Genomic DNA, 19,982 nt, shown 5'->3' with positions numbered 1-19,982 from the left:
GAGGTCGTCGGACTAGCTCTCGACCAGCGCCCGCCGCTCGCGCCCGACCAGCACCCGCTCCGTCAACTCCAACTGCATGCAGCGTTCAAGGAACAGGTACATGTAGTCGTAGCTCTTGCACACAGCCTGACGCAACTCGGTTTGCAGGGCTTTGCTCGGGTTCATGCCAGCCAGGGTGCAGATGATTTCCAGCGCCTCCCAGGGGTGGGCGTCATCGTACTGGGCGTGCATCTTCAGCCACTTCATCGCCCGCTTGCGATCCTCTTCAGGGAACGCGGCGGCATACACACCGGTCGAGCAGACCAGCGCCGACCACTCCCCGGTCGCGCCTTCGATCGCATAGTTGGTGGCGGCAATGGCCACGATCAGCGAATCCGCCGAACTGGTGTGCCAGCACCAGTGACTCAGTGCGTGCAACTCCGGCGGCACTTGCTGGGCCTGCAGGTCTTCCAGACTTACTCCGTGGGCCCGACTCCAGTTCAACCAGTAATCGGCGTGATTGAGTTCGACGCGGATGTTGCGCATCAGCCAGCGCCGCGCCATGTCTTCCCCGGGGTGACGGGCGAATTTGGTTTTGGTGAGATTCTGCGCCATGTACAACGCAAACTGCTCAACGACGGGCCAGCCCCCGATCAGGTACTGGCGCATGGTCCTGGCGCTGAGCTTGTTATCACGCATGCGCAGGTAAAGTTCATGTTCGACAACCCGGCGTTTGCTCTCGCTGCAGTCCTGGATCAACTGTTGTGCCCAGGCAGGATAACTTGCAGCTTCCATGAGTGGTCCGGTTCGGTTGAATGTGTCGATCACTGTTCGGCTCCTTTTGATTTGTGATTGTAAGGATCGGCAAGAGACTTCAACGGAACGTGCCAGGCGCCTTGAACAACAGCGGCTGCGGTCTGGCGGGCCGACTTTGCAAACTGTCGCAGGTAAACAATTGCGGGCGTTCGATGACATAACCCTGAGCGTAATCCACGCCGATTTCAAGCAATGCCTGCTCGATCTGGGCTGTTTCGACAAACTCCGCAATTGTCTGCTTACCCATGACATGCCCGATGTGGTTGATCACTTCGACCATAGCGCGGTTAATCGGGTCGTCCAGCATATCCTTTACGAAACTCCCGTCGATCTTCAGGAAGTCTACAGGCAAATGTTTCAAATAAGCGAATGAAGACATTCCGGCGCAAAAATCATCCAGCGAGAAGTAACAACCCAAGCCTTTGAGTTCATTAATAAATCGGATGGCGCTGCCAAGATTTGCAATGGCGCTGGTTTCTGTAATTTCAAAACAAATCATTTCAGGCGGAACGGAATAGTTATCAAACTGTTCCCGCAGAAAGTGCAAGAACGCGTCATCTCCGATAGTAATGCCTGAAAGATTAATCGCACACATTGCCAGAGGCCGTTCGCACTCTTCGTTAATACATTGAGCAATGACCTTAAATACATTCTGCACAACCCAGCGATCCAGCGAAGTCATCAAACCATAACGCTCGGCTGCCGGTATGAAGCTGTCCGGCAGAATCATCCGCCCCGCTTCGTCATGCAGGCGCAGCAGAATTTCGATGTGCCCGCCGGTACCGCCGGCGACCGAACCCAACGGGGCGATTTCCTGGGCATAGAGACAGAAGCGGTTTTCCTCCAGGGCCATGTGCAGGCGCTGCACCCAGGCCATCTCGCCGAAACGCAGGGATAGCTCCGAGTCGTCGGCATGGTAGACCTGCACCCGGTTGCGGCCCTTTTCCTTGGCCATGTAGCAGGCCATGTCCGCCGCCCGCAGCGAGGCTTCGAGGGTGGTCGGGGTTTGCGCGACGTGCACCAGCCCAATGCTGACGGTGGTCAGGAACGGCCGCCCCTTCCAGACGAAATGCAGGTTCTGCACCGTCTGACGCAGCCCTTCGGCGATCTTCTCGGCCGCCTCCGGTGCGCAGTTCTCCAGCAATATGCCGAATTCGTCGCCCCCCAACCGCGCCAGTGTGTCGCCCTCGCGCAGGCCGGATTGCAGCAACGCACAGATATGCCGCAGCAACTCATCGCCCGCCGCATGCCCGCAGGTGTCGTTGACCAGTTTGAACTGATCGAGATCGAGGAACATCAGCGCATGCCGCCCTGGTTGCCGGGTCAGATTGTGCAAAGCCTGTTCGAGGCGATATTCGAACTCGCGGCGGTTGGCCAGGCCGGTCAACGCGTCGTGGGTGGCCTGCCACGACAGATTGGCGATGTATTGCCGCTCCTGGGTCATGTCATGCAGCACCAGCACCGTCCCGCTGACCTTGCCGGCATTGCGGATCGGTGCCCCGACCAGGGTCACCGATACTGTGCTGCCGTCGAGCCGCTGGATCAGCTTCGAGTGCTCGCTACCACCGCTGAGCTGGCCGCTCAGAATGTGTTCGATCAGGGTCAGCCCTTCGGTCTGGGCGTTGTCATCCAGCAGATTGAACAGCGCCGCCAGCGGCAGGCCGGCAGCCTGCTCAGCCTTCCAGTGGGTCAAGGCCTCGGCGGCCGGGTTCATGTATTCGATTGCACCGCTCACATCCGTGGTAATCACCCCGTCACCAATCGATTGCAGGGTGATATGGGCCCGGTCCTTTTCCAGCTGCAGGGCTTCGGCAAAGGCATGCCGCTGTTTGAGCAGTTTGCGGGTGCGCAACAGCGCCAGGACGATCAGGCCCAACGCCGTGGCGAGGTTGGTGAACAGCAGCAGACGCAGGATTACCCGCGAACCTTCGCCCAGGGCATCGCTGAAGGCCTTGGCGGCGGGTGTCACGCCATCGTTGATTGCAAAGATCCGGTCCTTCCAGCGCCGGATATCGGCATCGGTGGCGGCATTGGCCGTGATACGCCGGTGCATCTCCTGCGCCACGTCATCGAGCTCCACCAGATAAGCGTCGCCCAGCGTCCAGCGGTCGATGGCGGTTTCCAGATAGCTGAAGTGGCGGAAGTTCAGGTACAGCCAGATCAGGCTGGAGACATCATCCGGGTGGTTGCCGCCCTTGAGGATGCCCTCGCGCGCCGCTTGCAGGTCGGGAGGTTGCTTGTCCAGGGCCAGGCGCAACTGATGGCCGCCCTGAGGCACGGCGATCGCGTTCTGGTATTTGAGGTAAATCGCCTCGTCACGGCTGTCGGCATACAGGTTGAGGTAATAGATCGCGTCTTTCTGGCCCTTGGACCAGAGGCTCTCGCCCGCCACATACCCGCGAACGGCCGACAGGACGTAAAGACTCACGCCCCCCAGCAAGGCCTGAAACAACACGACGGCAATGAATGGCCAGACGATGCCCAGCAACCGAGGCGTTCCGAGAGTCCGCTTTTGCTTCATGGAGTTCCTTGCGTGGTCACTGCCTGATTGTCCGTCTCTATCAGACCAACCTCCAAAGACTAGGAGGCGTTCGGGGTTCCGGCAAGCGACGGATCAGCCCTGATTCAGTACAAACTCAGGGTTATACATAAGTAACGCCATACAAGTTGCTGATGGCGTTTTATTGGCACTCCAGTTCCCCCCTCTCAGGGCAGGACATCGTTCTCGCGGAGTGCAGCATGACATCGACCTCTCTCGCTACAACCGACACACCGGATACCCAGGAGTTTCGTGCCAGGCAGGCATTGGGACTTGATCAGGGCCCCGACATCGAAGACCTGGTTCCCACGCCCGACACACGGGAAAAGAAAAGCTACAAGGTACTTGAACGCGCATCGCCTCAGCTTGCGCTGTCCATGCCCCTGCAAATGTACATGGCAAAAATCACCGATAACCGTATCGTCGACACCGTAACGAGCTTTATGAGCGGCCATTCCACGTTGATTAAGCATCTGGGCGCAGACGTCCTTTCGAGCGCGTCCGTCGAGCAACTGCGTGCGACACCTTCGATATGGCTGCAGAAAATACTCGACTCGACCCAGGCAACGGCACTGACCGGGCAGCTGTTGAAACAACTCAAGTGGTACGGTGCAAACCCCGGCGAACAGACTCCCGCGTCCATCCGCTACCAACTCTTGTGTAAAGCCATCCGTCTCTATGTGCAGACGCCTTCGGTCGATCACCCGGATGCGCTCGAAGGCTTCAGTTGGCAAGACCCGGCACACTGGGGCGAAAGCTACCAGACCTTGCGCAGTGCTTTCGAACAGCACCTGCTGAAAGCCCGGCGCGCTGTCGATAGCAAGGAAGCAATCGTGTTGGCCCAGGTGCTGTACACCCGCGAGGCAAAGGATTTCACCGTGGGCGACATCCCGTCCGATCTTCGCTACAAGAGCTCGGTGGTGTGGGTCAATTTCATGCATGGCGTGTTACTGGCTGACGAACTTGGCCTTGATCGATTGCAGCCTCTTTCCTTTCAACAACTCGTCAATCTGCCTCTGGAGCGCAGCACGAACGCTTCAACCGAGGAACTTGAAAAAATTATGCGACTGAGACTGAGCCCGGCACTCGACTGGGCAGTCTGCATGGGCATCGTTCAGCCACGAATGGCATCCGACTACACCGAGGAGGAAATCAAACGCGCAATGGCGGCGCTGGAAAGCCAGAGTGAAAGCCTGAACAAGGCCGTGCAATCACTGGAATTACGCCCGCCGGACAGATTGCAGATGGCCAAGCGAATGAAAGATGTCGCCCTGGGTAGCCATGTTCTGGAGGCGGACGGACGCAAACTTCTGCGGGACGATCCGCCGGCCGCTCTGGGTTTCAGAGACATGCCGTCACTGAAACTGGAAGGGTACGGGTTTCTGGATCTCTATGCCGATGGACAGTTCGATGATGGCAAACGATGGTTTTTCACCGAGGCAGATGGAAAAACGCGAACCCTCGAAACCTTTCGAATGGACAAAGATCGGTACTTTTACTCGGAACGCAAAGTACACGGCATCTATCGGCCGATGTTTACCGGGGGGATCGTTCACAACCTTTCCGGCAAACCGCTGCCGGATGTCAATGCGGAGTTTGCATCGGCGTTCGACAAGTACCTGACCACCATCAGATCGGCGTACAAGACCTTGATTCTCAGTCTGCTGGCATCCCTGCCGCTGGCTGACCGGCGGACACTGGAACAAGGTGATGTAGAGGTGCTGGGCCTGCGCGCGCAAACAAGGCCGGGCATTCATACAGAACCTCTGGCGAGGAAAGGCTTCGTACTGAAGGTGCTACTGGAAGGCAAGTTCAGCTATTACGAGGTCATCCCGAGCGCCGGTTTCATCCGTCAGAGAACCGGACTGAGATTTTCGACCATAAATGGAGTGTTCACCGAGTTTCCGCTGCATGCGGTCATCCCCGGACAAACGTTTTCAAGCAAGGACAGCACGTCGCTACTGCTCGACTGGGATGCTCATGCCAGTGGCTCCACCCCTGCCGCTCGGCAGTACTACATAGGATTCCTCGATGTCGTGGCCCGTTTATCTCGGGACTCGGCCGCTAAAGACGCGGCGGGAACAGGCCTGGAATCCTCCCGACTGGTTGCACTGGCAGACCACGTCGCCACCCGTTTTCTTTATGTCGATGAAAAGCATCTGCGCATTCAGGCCCGCGGCATGACGACCTTCGATATCACCCGGGCAAAAATCGAGAAACGGCTTGCAGTGCTCGAGACGATCGTGAAGAGTTTTGTACCGTTCTGGGGCAGCATTGATGATCTCTCGTCGGAGGGAACCGGGAGCAAAGTCATGGGTGGTCTGGGATTACTCCTCGATCTGGCGTCTTTCCTCTTCCCTGTAGGCAAGTTCATCTCGGGCTCGGTGCGACTGGCCCGGGCCGGCGCCAGCGTCACAGGCATGGTAGTCAAAGCCAGCCTGCCATCTTTCTCGACCCTGTCGCACAAGTTGATAACTTCCTCACTGAAAAACCTTAACCCGTTGGATGGCATCCCGACACTGGCGAAGTCACTTGCCCTCGGCAGCGGCAAAGGGTTGCTTGCTGCAGGCCGGCTGGGTCTCGGAGGGATCCGCCGACTGACCGGGCAAGTCGACAACTACCGTCTGATTCACAACCTGCCACAGGCCATGGACCCCGGAAGCTGGAAACCACTGACCCACGGTGATCAAATGGCAAGCATCAACGGCGTAGACGACATCCTGATACGCAACACCAGTCCGACAGACCTGAACCGATTCCACCTTGTCGATCCTGCCACGTCTCTGCCCTATGGCCCGCGTCTGAGCAACAACCCTGGAAACCTGATCCACGGCCAATCCACCTTCAAGACCTTGCCGCCCTCTGAATCCCATGTGCTCGCCGAGATCCCGGAAAATGCCCACATTCGTGAAGTGCTGGAGGTCGATGGTCGAACCACGCTGTTGATTGATGACATCCCTTATCGACTGAATGGCGATCAATTGCGCCGCGCCGACCTGATCGATGATCAGTCGCTGCTGAAAGCCCTGCCGTGCAGGATGCGGCGCATGCCGGGGTCGGAGGCATGCAAAACACGCTATGTCATCCGCGATCCAGCACCCACGCCGACCAACGGGACTTACGATACAGAGAAAGGCTGGGCACCCTGGTTCGGGGACAGCATTTACACCCCCGCCGCACCTGGCCGAGCGATACTGCTCAAAACCCTGAAAAAGAAAAGCAGACACCAGGCGACGATAGCCTTTCAAAAAGGGATTTACGGGCGAATCAAAGTAGATATCCCCTTCGGCACCCGGAATCAGTTCGATACGTTCGAGGCCGGCGCCACCATCGTCCCCGCCATGGACGGCTCAAAGCACTATGTGTTGACTCGGCTGGACGCCGGAGCCTTCTATGTAGCAGAACTGCCCAAAGGTCAGAGCCTCGCCACGCCGTTGACGCTGCGCAAGGCCAATACCCTGCCTGCCGATCTGAAGGGTGAACTGATGACGGTCTACACCGGATCGCTCAATGCCAACAACATGGCGAGAATCTACGGCATTCCAACCGTAGAACGTGCCCTCGAAACCATGGAGAAAATTGCCATTCGAATTGGTGGCCATGCGAGCCCGCCCGACACGCTCAAACTGCTTAAAGTCGATACCAACCCCGGTGAAGCGGTGTTGTTCGATCATTCCACACGCATGATCGTCAGCCGGCTGCCGGACGGTGCTGCATCCTGGTCACGCAGTCGGGACGCATCGCAGACCTTTCGTCAACGAACCGCCGACATCTTCGATACGCTGTTTGTCGAGAAAACAATCAATATCCAACAGAGCGCCGACCTGAAAATCAATCGGACAATGGACAAGTTGCAGGCTCTGCTCCCGTCTCATTTCCAGGGACAGAATCCGCGAAACATCGCCTACGCCGACATCGTGACGTCGACCGGCAAGCGCGAGGTGTATGTCAGCGTTTCCGGTGCGCAAGGACTGACTGGAGAACTGCCGCTGTTCAAGCCTCCATTCGCACCGGATAAAGTGATTGTCGGTGACACCACCTACTTCAACATCGACTTTGGCAAGACATTCAGCAAAACCTCACTGGAGGTCTCGAACGAAGGGCAATTGGTGGCGATTCCCCATACGATAAAGGACATCGACACCTACACGCCCGCACTGACCCGCCGGCCTACCTCTCTGGACAGCGAGGCAAAACTGATCAGCGCGCTCCGCAAGAAATATCCCGAAAACCACATGATCGCTTCGGTCGATGTGGCCACGACCATGCCCCCCTGCACCAGTTGCTCGGTGATCGTTAAGGAGTTTGGTTACGACGGCACAGCCAACGCGCTGGAGGTGCTGTGGAACTGAACTACATCCGCTGCAAATGCCCATACAGCTTGGCATACAACCCGCCATCGGCAATCAGTTGCTGATGGTCGCCATCCTCGGCAACCTGCCCGCCGTCGAACACCAGCACCCGGTCCGCCTGCTTCACCGCTGACAGACGGTGGGCAATGATCAGCGTGGTGCGGCCATGGAGGAACCGCGCCATGGCCTGGTGCAGGTTGTATTCGGTAGCGGCGTCGAGGGCCGAGGTAGCTTCGTCGAGGATCACCACTTTCGGCTCGGCGAGGATCATCCGCGCAATCGCCAGACGCTGCCGCTGGCCACCGGACAGGCGCACGCCGGAGCGGCCGACGATGCTGTCCAGCCCGTCCGGCAAGGCGCGGATGGCGGGTTCGAGCTGGGCGATTTCCAGTGCCTGCCAGCAGGCTTCGTTACTGCGGGTACGGCCCATGGTCAGGTTGGCGCGCACGGTGTCGTTGAACAGCGCCGGATGCTGCAGCACCACCGCGACGTTTTCCCGAACCGTTTCCAGACCGATTTCCTGCTGGGTCGAGCCGCCGAAACGGATGGTCCCGGCCAGCGGTGTGTACAGGCCCAGCAGCAATTGCACGAGGGTACTTTTGCCGCCGCCGCTGGCGCCGACAATCGCCACTTTCTCGCCCGGTGCGATGGACAGGTTCATCTGATCCAGCACCAGTTCATCGCCATAACCGAAGCTCAGGCCTTGCACCTCGATCCCGACGGTATCGCGGCCCTTGAACGGGTCGACGCCGCCGGGGTACTGCGGCTCATCGGCACGGGCCAGCAGCTCATTGATACGGGTCAGCGCACCGCCAGCAGCGTAATAGGCGTATTGCAGGTTCAGCAGTTGTTCGACCGGACCGATCATGAACCACAGGTAGCTGAACACCGCGAGCATCTGGCCGATCGACAGGTCGGAGAACAGCACCGTGAGCATCGCCGCTGCGCGGAAAATGTCGATACCGAACTGGAACAGCAAACCACTGGCGCGGTTGGACGCATCGGTCTTCCACTGCGAGTTGACCGCGTAGTTGCGCACTTCCTGAGCGCGCAGGCCAAGGCGCCCGAGGAAAAAGCCCTGACGGTTGCCGGCGCGCACTTCCTGAATCGCATCGAGGGTTTCACTCAGCGCCTGAGTGAAGCGCGAGGTGCTGTCGTTCTCCAGCTTCTTCAGGTGCTTGACCCGTTTGCCCAGTTGCACCGTGGCGTAGATCACCAGCGGGTTGAACAACAGGATCAGCAGCGCCAGTTTCCAGTGCATCCACATCAGGATGCTGGCGGTGCCGACCAGGGTCAGCATCGCCACCAGGAAACGGCTGAGGGTTTCGCCGACAAACTTGTCGAGGGTGTCGAGGTCGGTGACCAGATGCGTGGTGACAGTGCCGCTGCCCAGGCTTTCGTATTCGCCCAGGGAGATCCGTTTCAGGCGCTCGATCAGGCGCACGCGAATGCGATAGACGATGTCCTTGGCCAGCCGCGCAAACAGACGGGCCTGCAACACGCCAAAACACAGGGCGCTGCAACGCAGGGTCAGGGTCACCACCAGCATCAGGCCGATATAGCCCGCCGCTTGCTGCCACATGCCCGGCAGCACATGGTTCATGACTTTCAGCGCGGCATCGCCGTGGCCGAGCAGGACTTCGTCCACCAGCAACGGCAGCAGCAACGGAATCGGCACGCTGCACAACGTCGCCAGTACGGCCACGCCGTTGGCGATCCACAGGGATTTTTTGTGATGAAGTGCCAGTCGCCGGACTTCAGCCCAGCTCAGCCGGTCGACACGCTTGACGGCTGGCGTGTCATCGGCCGGGTCAGACACAGGCCGCGCGCTCCAGCCATCGACCGAGCAACGGCGACAGTTCACTGAGCGGCTGGTAGCCGTTGGTCAGCAACGCCAGTTGGCCATTGCGTTCGGCGAGCAGGGTCGGGAATCCGGCGATGCCGAGATCCTGAACCCAGTTGAAATCGGCCAGTGTGGCCTCGTGCTGGTCAGCACGATCAAACAGGGCAGCAAATTCGATGCGGGGGACGCCGGCCTTCTCCGCCAGCTCCACCAGAACGCTGGCCTGAGTGACATCGCGACCTTCAGCGTAAAACGCGTGCTGGATCAATCCGACCAGTTTCCAAGCGCAATCCGGCGCCAGGCTGCGCGCCGTGACGATGGCCCGGCAGGCAGGCTCGGTGTCGTAGACAAAACCGTCCGGCAACGCACCTTCGAACTTGAACGGCTGGCCGGTGGCCTCGGTGACCGCCTGCCAGTGTTCGAGAATGTAGCGCCGGGTGGTCGGTTCCAGCGCCGCGCCACTGCCGGTGCGCAATCCGCCGACCACCAGGTGCAGTTCCACCCCGGCAGCCTGCGCCTGCTCCACCAATGCCTTGGCGACCGGGGCAAATCCCCAGCACCACGAACACATCGGATCCATCACATAGAGCAGGCGTGCAGACATGATTAAGCCTCGGAGGATGCTTGCTTATAGTTGTAGCCGATCGGGTGCGGCATGTTGCGCGCTTTTGCCAGTTCGATCTGTTTCTGGCGGTCGATGGCGCTGCGGCGGGTCTTCTCGCTCAGGGTGTCCCAGCAGTGCGGGCAGCTGATACCGGCCACGTAATGCTCGGAAGCACGATCCTCGACGCTGACCGGTGTACGGCAGGCGTGACACTGATCGTAGTCGCCTTCGCTCAGGTCATGGCGCACGGTCACGCGGTTGTCGAACACGAAGCAGTCGCCCTGCCATTTGGTCTCTTCCTGCGGCACCTCTTCGAGGTACTTCAGAATGCCGCCCTTGAGGTGGTAAACCTCTTCGAAGCCTTCGCCCAGCATGTAGCTCGACGCCTTCTCGCAGCGGATGCCACCGGTGCAGAACATCGCGACCTTCTTGTGCACGGCCGGGTCGAAGTGTTCTTTGATGTAGTCGGGGAATTCGCGAAAACTGGTGGTTTTCGGATCGATGGCGCCTTCGAAGGTGCCGATCGACACTTCGTAGTCGTTGCGGGTGTCGATCAGCAGCACTTCCGGATCGCTGATCAGCGCGTTCCAGTCCTGCGGCTCGACGTAGGTGCCGACCTTCTTGTTCGGGTCGACGCCTTCGACGCCCAGGGTCACGATCTCTTTCTTGAGCTTGACCTTGGTGCGGTAGAACGGCTGCTCGTCGCAGTACGATTCCTTGTGGTCGATATCGACCATGCGCGGGTCGTTGCGCAGCCAGGCCAGCAGGCCGTCGATGCCTTCACGGCTGCCGGAAACCGTGCCGTTGATGCCTTCTTCGGCGATCAACAGGGTGCCTTTGATGCCGTTGTCGACCATCGCTTGCAGCAGGGGCTCGCGCAGGTTGACGTAATCTTCGAGGGTGACGAACTTGTACAGTGCCGCCACGACAATCGGTTGTGTCATGGGTATTTCTCCAGGTGGCTACCCTCGTAAAGGGTGAACCGGATGCGAAAAAAAACGCGCCGGGTGAGCGGCGCGTTGCGGATTCTAGCAAAAAACCTCAGTTCATTGCTGCAAGGCTCAATGCTTGCTGCCGCCGGCACAGGTGGGCGACGCCGGAGCGGCGCCCACTTCTGCCCATTCCTGCGGGGTGTAGGTGTGCAGCGCCAACGCATGGAACTCGCCCATCAGCTCGCCGAGCGTGCCGTAGACTTTCTGGTGGCGCTTGACCCGGTTCAGGCCTTCGAACTGCGCACTGACCACCACTGCCTTGAAGTGGGTCTGCAACCCGCGACTGTGCATGTGGCTTTCGTCCAGCACCTGCAGATGCTCAGGCTGAAGCAGCGCCAGCGTCGATTCGATGCGTTGTTGCATGGTCATCACGAACTCCGCTTACTTCTTCTTGGCCGGAGCCGCGCCTTTCGGTGCCAGCTCGTTGGTCATGTCGTCCAGCAGCTTGTTGACCACAGGAACGGCAGGTTCCAGTTTGGCCTGGGTCATCTGGGCCGATTGCTGAGTCAGCTGCGGCATTTTTTCCAGGACTTTCTTGCCCAGTGGCGACTGGTAGAACGCGACCAGGTCTTTGAGCTCCTGTTCGCTGAAGTTGCTGGTGTAGAGCTTGACCATGTCCGGCTTCAGCTTGTTCCAGCCGATGGCCTGGTCCAGGGCGGCGTTGGCCTTGGCCTGGTAGGTATCCAGTACGGCTTTCTTGGATTCCGGAGCCTTGGTCTGTTCAAAACGCTGGGCGAACATCTGCTGCACTTGCATGTACACCGGAGTGCCCAGCTTGTCAGCGTGCGCCAGGGTCAGGAAAGCTTCGGCACTGGCGTTGTGGCTGGCGGTATCGGCAAGCACCTGGCCGCTGGCGCAAACCAGGGCAACCGCGGTGCAGATGGCACGAAGACGAGTCATCGAGTTTCCTTTTCAGCTAGGCGAGGTAAAACCCCAAGGGCGACCATTCTGCGCCTGAATAACGCTGCGGCTCAACCCCCGGGCCTTGCCGCGCTTGATTGGCGGGGATTTGCCGGTCAACAATCGACTGGAGGGAACCACCCGGGCCGACACCGGCCTAAACTGCGCAAACAGACCAACAGGAGTGTGCACGATGAGCCGTATCGAAACCGACAGCCTGGGCCAGATCGAAGTCCCGGACGACGCTTACTGGGGCGCTCAGACGCAACGCTCGCTGATCAACTTCGCCATCGGTCAGGAACGCATGCCCTTGCCGGTCCTGCACGCCCTGGCCCTGATCAAGAAAGCCGCGGCCCGGGTCAACGACCGCAACGGCGACCTGCCTGCCGACATCGCCCGCCTGATCGAACAGGCCGCCGACGAAGTGCTCGACGGCCAGCATGACGACCAGTTCCCGCTGGTGGTCTGGCAGACCGGCAGCGGCACCCAGAGCAACATGAACGCCAACGAAGTGATTGCCGGTCGCGCCAACGAACTGGCCGGCAACCCGCGCGGCGGCAAGACACCGGTGCACCCGAACGATCACGTCAACCGCTCGCAGAGTTCCAACGACTGCTTCCCCACCGCCATGAGCATCGCCACTGCGCAGGCTGTACAAACCCAACTGCTGCCGGCCATTGCCGAGCTGTCGGGTGGTCTGGCCGAGCTGTCGGCGCGGCACATGAAGCTGGTGAAGACCGGTCGCACCCACATGATGGATGCCACGCCGATCACCTTCGGCCAGGAGATTTCCGGTTTCATAGCGCAGCTGGATTACGCCGAACGGGCGATTCGCGCCGCATTGCCGGCAGTCTGTGAACTGGCCCAGGGCGGCACTGCTGTCGGCACCGGACTCAACTCGCCCCACGGTTTCGGCGAAGCGATTGCGGCTGAACTGGCCGCGCTTTCCGGCCTGCCGTTCGTCACCGCCCCGAACAAGTTCGCCGCCCTCGCCGGCCATGAGCCGCTGACCACGCTGTCCGGCGCCCTTAAAACCCTCGCCGTGGCGCTGATGAAAATCGCCAACGACCTGCGCCTGCTCGGCTCCGGCCCCCGCGCAGGTTTTGCCGAAGTGAAGTTGCCGGCCAACGAGCCAGGCAGCTCGATCATGCCCGGCAAGGTCAACCCGACCCAGTGCGAAGCGCTGTCGATGCTGGCCTGCCAGGTGCTGGGCAACGACGTGGCGATCGGTTTCGCCGCCAGTCAGGGTCACTTGCAGTTGAACGTATTCAAACCGGTGATCATCCACAACCTGCTGCAATCGATCCGCCTGCTGGCCGATGGCTGCAGCAACTTCCAGCAGCATTGCATCGCCGGGCTTGAGCCGGATGCCGAAGTCATGGCGAAACATCTGGAGCGGGGTCTGATGCTGGTGACGGCGCTGAACCCGCACATCGGCTACGACAAATCGGCGGAAATCGCCAAGAAGGCCTACAGCGAAGGCAAAACCTTGCGCGAGGCAGCGCTGGAACTGGGTTATCTGACCGATGAAGAGTTCGATGCCTGGGTACGGCCGGAGAACATGATCGAGGCCGGCGCCAAGGGCTGAGTCATCCCGATCCTTCCCGTGCCCGGCGCGGGAAGGTCATCCGACCAACAGTTTCGCACGCCGGGCCTTGAGCCCGGCAATCAACGAAGGCCCCAGCGCCACCAGCGCCGACCCCAGCACCACCAGCACCGCCCCGCCATAACCCAACCCGTTGATCTGCTCGGCATGCACGTAGTCCGGCCAGGTCCATGCGGCAATCGCCACGGCACCGAAGGTCACCAGCGGCGTGATCGCCAAAGTTGCGCTGACCCGCGAGGCCTCCCAATGCGCCAGTGCCTCGGCAAACGCGCCATAGGCGATCAGGGTATTCATGCAGCATGCCAGCAACAGCCAGCCCTGCAACGGGCTCAACTCCAGCGCTTCGAGCGGATGCACCCACGGCGTCAGCAGCAAGGCGCAGAACAGGTAGATCACCATCATCACCTGCAGCGAATTCCATACCGTCAACAATTGCTTCTGCCCTAGCGCATAGAACGTCCAGACGGTCGAGGCCAGCAGCACCAGCAACACGCCGGCGGTGTAATCGGATAAAGACGTGAGCAGCTCCGCCAGACGCTGATTGAAGAACAACGCAAAACCGATCAACAGCACCGCCAGCCCCATGCCCTGACCAATGCTGAAGCGCTCCTTGAACACGAACAAACTGGCGATCAGCAACATGATCGGCCCCATCTGCACCACCAGTTGCGCAGTGCCGGGGCTGAGCAGGCTCAGGCCCATCAGGTACAGCACGTAGTTGCCCACCAGCCCGAGCACCGCCATCAGCACCAGCCAGCCGCCCTTCGGCCCGAGTACCTTGCGATTCGGCAAACGCTTTGTGGCCGCCAGATAAATGAACAGGCAGCCGCCGGACACCGTCAGGCGAAACCAGGTCACCGTGATCGGGTCCATCACCTGCAGCACCTGTTTGAGCTTGATCGGCAGGATTCCCCACAAGAACGCGGTCAACAAGGCCAGGAACATGCCGTACACCCAACGACCCGATGAAACGTGCATGAGAACCCCGAAAGCCAATGACAGGAGCGCTCATTCTAGGCGCAGCGGCAAGCGCGACACAGGGACAGTTGCGCTCAAGCCGCAAATGAAACTGTGCAGGTCGCAGCATTAAATTGACGGGCTGCCGTTGATCGGCTGGCGAAGCGCTGCAAGTGGTTCAGGCATAAGCTCTTTGGATCCCATTCAGCGCAGCGCTCAAGGAGATCGATCATGTTCGGAATGCGCGCCCAGGACACCGCCCCCGCCACGCACTTTCGCAGCGACCGGGTGTGTCGGGTCAATGGCGAATTGTTTTTCAGCACCCGGGAGAACACCCTCGAAGGGCCGTTCGACAGCCCCGAGAAAGTCGAGCAGGAAATCCGCGCGTACATCGCGCGGATGCAATTGCTGGATTCCGGCAGCCGGACTTAGCGCACCGCTTCAAACAACCCGGTCGCGCCCATCCCGCCGCCCACGCACATGGTGACGATGCCGTAGCGCAGATTGCGTCGCTGCAACTCGCGCACCAGATGCCCGACCTGCCGCGAGCCGGTCATGCCGAACGGGTGACCGATAGAAATCGAGCCGCCGTTGACGTTGTATTTTTCGTTGTCGATTTCAAGACGGTCACGGGCGTACAGGCACTGTGAGGCGAACGCTTCGTTCAATTCCCACAGATCGATGTCCGCGACCTGCAAACCTTTGGCCTTGAGCAGCTTCGGCACCGAGAACACCGGGCCGATGCCCATTTCGTCCGGCTCGCATCCGGCCACGGTAAACCCACGGAAAAACGCCTTTGGCTTGAGCCCCAGTTGCAGGGCTTTTTCCAGGCTCATCACCAGCGTCATCGAGGCGCCGTCGGACAGCTGCGACGAGTTGCCTGCGGTCACCGAACCATCTTCGGCGAACACCGGTTTCAATCCGGCAAGGCTTTCATAGGAGGTGTCCGGGCGGTTGCAGTCGTCGCGATCGACGATGCCGTCGAGGATCTGCACCTCACCACTGTTCTTGTCTTCAACCCGGTATTTCACCGACATCGGTACGATTTCATCGTTGAACAGACCAGCTGCCTGCGCCTGAGCGGTGCGGATCTGACTTTGCAGCGAGTAGCGATCCTGCGCCTCACGGCTGACGCCATAACGGCGCGCCACCACTTCGGCGGTCTGGCCCATGGTGTAGTAGATGCCCGGGGTCTGCTGCTTGAGCAACGGGTTGATCAGGTGATCGGTGTTGACGCTTTTCAGAGTCAGGCTGATCGACTCCACACCACCGGCGACGATGATGTCGCTGCAACCCGAAGCGATCTGATTGGCGGCAATCGCAATCGCCTGCAAGCCCGAAGAGCAGAAACGGTTGAGGGTCATGCCCGCCGTGCCGGTGCCCAGTTGCGAGAGCACCGCCACGTTACGGCCGATGTTGTAGCCCTGGGCACCTTCATTGGAGCCGGCACCGACGATGCAGTCCTCGACGCTGGCCGGGTCGACGTCGTTGCGCGAGAGCAACGCGTTCACGCAATGGGCCGCCATGTCATCGGGGCGGGTCTGGTTGAACTTGCCGCGAAAGGACTTGGCCAGACCGGTCCGCACGCTGTCGACGATCACCACTTCACGCATGGCATACCTCATTGTTGTAGTCGGTTGAGAGTGGACCGAGCATAAGTCCACCCCATTGCCGACCGCGACAATCATTCACCTCGCGTATGCGCGCCCATCGGTCAGTCCTTGTGCTTCTTTTCCTTCTTGTCGGATTTCTCGAAGGCTTCTTCCAGCGCTCGATTGATCGTGCGCAGCACCTTGACCCGGGCCCAGCGCTTGTCATTGGCCTCGACCAGTGTCCACGGCGAGATTTCGGTGCTGGTGCGGTCGACCATATCGCCCACCGCCGCACGATAGGCGTCCCACTTGTCGCGATTGCGCCAGTCGTCCTCGGTGATCTTGAAGCGCTTGAACGGGATTTCTTCACGGGCCTGGAAACGCTCCATCTGCGTGTCCTTGTCGATGGCCAGCCAGAACTTGACCACGATCACCCCGGCGTCGGCGAGTTGCTCTTCGAAGTCGTTGATTTCACCGTAGGCTCGCATCCAGTCGGCCGTGCTGCAAAAGCCTTCGATCCGCTCTACCAGCACCCGGCCGTACCACGAGCGGTCGAACACGGTGAACTTGCCCCGGGCAGGAATGTGCCGCCAGAAACGCCACAGATACGGTTGCGCCCGCTCCTCTTCGGTCGGCGCGGCAATCGGCACGATGTTGTACTGACGCGGATCGAGCGCCGCCGCGACCCGGCGGATCGCCCCGCCCTTGCCCGCCGCATCGTTGCCTTCGAACACCGCCACCAGCGCATGACGGCGCATGCGCTTGTCACGCATCAGCCCGGACAATCGCGCCTGCTCGGTGATCAGTTGCTCTTCGTAATCCTTCTTGTCCAGGTTCTGGTTCAGGTTGAGGCTGTCGAGCAGGTTCAACTGATCCACCGACGTGCCCAGCGGCTGGGCACTGACAGCGTTCGAATGCACGTCCGGACGTTTCAGTGCATTTTGCAGGCCTTCAAGCAGGATCTTGCCGACCGTCAGGCTGCGGTAATGCGCGTCCACCCCTTCGATGACATGCCAGGGTGCGTAGTCGCGGCTGGTGCGACGCAACACGCGCTCGCCATATTTGACGAACTTGTCGTAGGTCTCCGATTGCTGCCAGTCCAGCGGGCTGATCCGCCAGCTGTGCAGCGGGTCATCGGCGAGGGCCTTGAGCCGCGCCTTCATCTGTTTCTTGGACAGGTGGAACCAGAACTTGAAGATCAGTGCGCCTTCATCACACAGCATTTTTTCCAGCCGTTCGGCACCGGCGATGGCCTGATCCAGTCGCGGGTCCTTGAACAAACCGTGCACCCGGCCCTGCAGCATCTGGCTGTACCAGTTGCCGAAGAAAATCCCCATCCGCCCCTTGGCCGGCAGCATCCGCCAGTAACGCCAGGCCGGTGGTCGCGCCAGTTCTTCATCGGTCTGCTGGTCGAAGGTGCGCACTTCGATCAGGCGCGGGTCCATCCATTCGTTGAGCAGTTTCACCGTCTCGCCTTTGCCGGCGCCTTCGATGCCGTTGATCAAAATGATCACCGGAAAACGCTTTTGCTGCTGCAATTCGAACTGGACTTCCAGCAGTGCTTCACGCAGCGCGGGTACGGCGGCGTCGTAGGTTTCTTTGTCGATGGCGTGACCGATTTCAGCGGATTCGAACATAGGGACGGCTCCTTCCAGGATTCAGCAAGACTAGCGGATTGGGCACACTCGCGGCACAGAAATTCCCGCCGGCGGCGGATTGTCCTCGAGTCATCTTCGGCAAGGCTTGCCATGGATCAAGCGCCGCCCGCGTGATCGGCTAGAATGGCCGCCTTGCCGTTGCCGAGCCTGCCATGAAACCTGTAATGCCCCACGCCCAACTCGACTGGGATGACCAGGGACGCCCGCGTTCGCGAGTGTTCGACGATGTGTATTTTTCCGACCAGTCGGGGCTGGATGAAACCCGCTACGTGTTCCTTGAACAGAACCGCCTGGCCGAGCGCTTTGCCGCGCTGCCGGCGGGCGGGCGACTGGTGATCGGTGAAACAGGGTTCGGCACCGGGCTGAATTTTCTCTGCACCTGGCAGTTGTTCGAACAGCACGCGGTGGCCGGTGCGCGGCTGCATTTCGTCAGCGTGGAAAAGTACCCGCTGAGCCCTGCCGACCTGCAACGGGCGTTGGCGTTGTGGCCGGATCTCAAGCCGCTGTCCGATCAACTGCTCAAGCATTACGTGGCAATCCATCAAGGCTTCCAGCGCATTGTTCTGGATAACGGTCGTGTGACCCTGACGCTGTTGATCGGTGATGCGCTGGAGCAGTTGCCGCAACTGGACGGCCAGATCGACGCGTGGTTTCTCGACGGTTTCGCCCCGGCGAAAAACCCGGAGATGTGGACTGCCGAACTGTTCGCCGAACTGGCGCGACTGGCGGCGCCGGGCTCGACCATCAGCACGTTCACCAGCACCGGTTGGGTGCGACGCCTGCTCAACGCCGCCGGGTTCAAGATGAAGCGCACGCCCGGCATCGGTCACAAATGGGAAATCCTGCGCGGCGAGTTTCTCGGCTGGCCGGTGGATGTTCCGCCACCGGCGGCAGAAAAACCGTGGTTCGCCCGCCCTGCCCCCGTTGCCGGAGAACGACGCGTTTTGGTAATCGGCGCCGGTCTTGCCGGTTGCGCCACAGCTGCCAGCCTTGCGACCCGGGGCTGGCAGGTCAGTCTGCTGGAACGACATGGCGAGGTGGCTCAGGAAGCCTCGGGCAATCCGCAAGGAGTGCTGTATCTGAAACTCTCTGCCCACGGCACGGCACTGTCGCAATTGATCGTCAGCGGTTTCGGCTACACCCGGCGCCTGCTGGAAACACTGCAGCGCGGCACCGACTGGGATGACTGTGGCGTGCTGCAACTGGCGTTCAATGACAAGGAACGCGAGCGTCAGGCGCAACTGGCGACGGCGTTTCCCGAGGATCTTCTGCAGTGGCTCGATCAACCCGAGGCGCAGGCCCGTGCCGGGATCGGTCTGGCCAACGGCGGTTTGTATTATCCCGAAGGTGGCTGGGTGCATCCGCCCGCGTTGTGTCAGGCGCAAGCTGCGCAAACGGGTATCACGCTGCTGACTCATCAGGACGCCGTTGAGCTGCACAAGGTCGACGGTCAGTGGCAAGTTTTCGACGGCGGACAATTGATCGCAACAGCGCCCGTCGTGGTACTGGCCGGCGCTGCCGAGATCAAACGATTTGCACAGAGCGCCGAGCTGCCGCTCAAACGCATTCGCGGACAGATCACCCGTCTGGCACAGACCGAAGACAGTCAGGCACTGGCAACGGTGGTCTGCGCTGAAGGTTATGTGGCCCCCGCTCGCCTGGGCGAACATACGCTGGGGGCCAGTTTCGCCTTCCACAGCGATGACCTGACGCCGACCACCGCCGAACATTTGGGCAATCTGGCAATGCTCGAAGAAATCTCCGACGACCTGGTCATGCGCCTGCGGATCAAGGATCAGGATCCCGAACACCTTGAAGGACGCGCCGCATTCCGCTGCACCAGTCCCGACTACCTGCCGATCGTCGGCCCGCTCGCCGACCGCGAAGCCTTCGATCAAACCTATGCAGTCCTGGGCAAGGATGCCCGGCAAGTGCCGGACATCGCCTGCCCGTGGCTTGACGGGCTGTACGTCAACAGCGGCCACGGTTCACGCGGGTTGATCACCGCGCCATTGTCGGGCGAGTTGCTGGCTGCGTGGCTGGACAACGAACCGCTGCCCCTGCCCCGCAGCGTGGCCGAAGCGTGCCATCCCAACCGGTTTGCCCTGCGTCGGCTGATTCGGGGTAAATGACCTGCGAGCACC

Annotated in this window: 14 protein-coding genes; 4 read left to right on the top strand and 10 right to left on the bottom strand. The window is 60.4% G+C overall.

What is annotated here, in order from left to right:
- Window positions 1–12 precede the first annotated feature (12 nt).
- Entirely contained in the window at window positions 13–774 is a 762-nt protein-coding gene (locus tag AC07NR_RS25170; protein ID WP_263860234.1) for an iron-containing redox enzyme family protein, read from the bottom strand.
- A 79-nt stretch (window positions 775–853) separates the two neighbouring features.
- Window positions 854–3,316, bottom strand: coding sequence for an EAL domain-containing protein (locus tag AC07NR_RS25165; RefSeq protein ID WP_248743860.1), 2,463 nt, complete (start codon window positions 3,314–3,316; stop codon window positions 854–856).
- 218 nt (window positions 3,317–3,534) lie between these two features.
- On the opposite strand from AC07NR_RS25165, the gene AC07NR_RS25160 reads away from it, so the two are divergent.
- Window positions 3,535–7,686: a hypothetical protein gene (locus tag AC07NR_RS25160; RefSeq protein ID WP_495079706.1), complete on the top strand. Its 4,152-nt coding sequence runs from the start codon at window positions 3,535–3,537 to the stop codon at window positions 7,684–7,686.
- A 1-nt stretch (window position 7,687) separates the two neighbouring features.
- Here AC07NR_RS25160 and AC07NR_RS25155 read toward each other — a convergent pair whose 3' ends face one another.
- From AC07NR_RS25155 to AC07NR_RS25135, 5 genes are all read right to left on the bottom strand, one after another.
- Window positions 7,688–9,505, bottom strand: coding sequence for an ABC transporter ATP-binding protein (locus AC07NR_RS25155; RefSeq protein WP_495079705.1), 1,818 nt, complete (start codon window positions 9,503–9,505; stop codon window positions 7,688–7,690).
- On the bottom strand, window positions 9,498–10,100 hold the full coding sequence (locus tag AC07NR_RS25150) for a DsbA family protein (RefSeq protein ID WP_248740260.1): 603 nt from the start codon (window positions 10,098–10,100) through the stop codon (window positions 9,498–9,500). The genes AC07NR_RS25155 and AC07NR_RS25150 overlap by 8 nt, the downstream gene beginning before the upstream one ends.
- Before the next feature lie 35 nt (window positions 10,101–10,135).
- Window positions 10,136–11,077, bottom strand: coding sequence for an oxygen-dependent tRNA uridine(34) hydroxylase TrhO (gene trhO / locus AC07NR_RS25145; protein ID WP_230732558.1), 942 nt, complete (start codon window positions 11,075–11,077; stop codon window positions 10,136–10,138).
- A 117-nt stretch (window positions 11,078–11,194) separates the two neighbouring features.
- The gene (locus tag AC07NR_RS25140; protein WP_065257175.1) at window positions 11,195–11,494 is read right to left on the bottom strand and encodes a BolA family protein; all 300 of its coding nucleotides are present in this window, start codon (window positions 11,492–11,494) and stop codon (window positions 11,195–11,197) included.
- 12 nt (window positions 11,495–11,506) lie between these two features.
- A complete protein-coding gene (locus AC07NR_RS25135; protein WP_085710833.1) occupies window positions 11,507–12,025 on the bottom strand; it encodes a DUF2059 domain-containing protein in 519 nt (172 codons plus the stop codon).
- A 193-nt stretch (window positions 12,026–12,218) separates the two neighbouring features.
- Here AC07NR_RS25135 and AC07NR_RS25130 point away from each other — a divergent pair, with 193 nt between their 5' ends.
- Window positions 12,219–13,613 carry a class II fumarate hydratase gene (locus tag AC07NR_RS25130; RefSeq protein ID WP_119429699.1) on the top strand — a complete coding sequence of 465 codons (1,395 nt, stop codon included), beginning with the start codon at window positions 12,219–12,221 and terminating at the stop codon, window positions 13,611–13,613.
- Window positions 13,614–13,649: 36 nt separating this feature from the next.
- On the opposite strand, the gene AC07NR_RS25125 is transcribed toward AC07NR_RS25130, so the two are convergent.
- Window positions 13,650–14,609: a DMT family transporter gene (locus AC07NR_RS25125; RefSeq protein ID WP_495079704.1), complete on the bottom strand. Its 960-nt coding sequence runs from the start codon at window positions 14,607–14,609 to the stop codon at window positions 13,650–13,652.
- Between the two features lie 210 nt (window positions 14,610–14,819).
- Between AC07NR_RS25125 and AC07NR_RS25120 the strand changes: the two genes are divergently transcribed.
- Entirely contained in the window at window positions 14,820–15,020 is a 201-nt protein-coding gene (locus AC07NR_RS25120) for a DUF6316 family protein (protein WP_438299360.1), read from the top strand.
- On the opposite strand, the gene AC07NR_RS25115 is transcribed toward AC07NR_RS25120, so the two are convergent.
- Complete coding sequence (locus AC07NR_RS25115; RefSeq protein ID WP_248740153.1) at window positions 15,017–16,201, bottom strand: thiolase family protein; 1,185 nt, start codon at window positions 16,199–16,201, stop codon at window positions 15,017–15,019. The genes AC07NR_RS25120 and AC07NR_RS25115 overlap by 4 nt on opposite strands.
- Window positions 16,202–16,302: 101 nt before the next feature.
- Window positions 16,303–17,817, bottom strand: coding sequence for a polyphosphate:AMP phosphotransferase (pap, locus tag AC07NR_RS25110; protein ID WP_085710838.1), 1,515 nt, complete (start codon window positions 17,815–17,817; stop codon window positions 16,303–16,305).
- 173 nt (window positions 17,818–17,990) lie between these two features.
- Between pap and mnmC the strand changes: the two genes are divergently transcribed.
- The gene (mnmC, locus tag AC07NR_RS25105) at window positions 17,991–19,970 is read left to right on the top strand and encodes a bifunctional tRNA (5-methylaminomethyl-2-thiouridine)(34)-methyltransferase MnmC2/FAD-dependent 5-carboxymethylaminomethyl-2-thiouridine(34) oxidoreductase MnmC1 (RefSeq protein WP_495079703.1); all 1,980 of its coding nucleotides are present in this window, start codon (window positions 17,991–17,993) and stop codon (window positions 19,968–19,970) included.
- Window positions 19,971–19,982 lie beyond the last annotated feature (12 nt).

The organism is Pseudomonas sp. GW821-FHT09C09 (genome assembly GCF_059418105.1).
The sequence above is the reverse complement of the archived record's forward strand: the minus strand, read 5'-3'. Positions and strand labels throughout refer to the sequence as shown.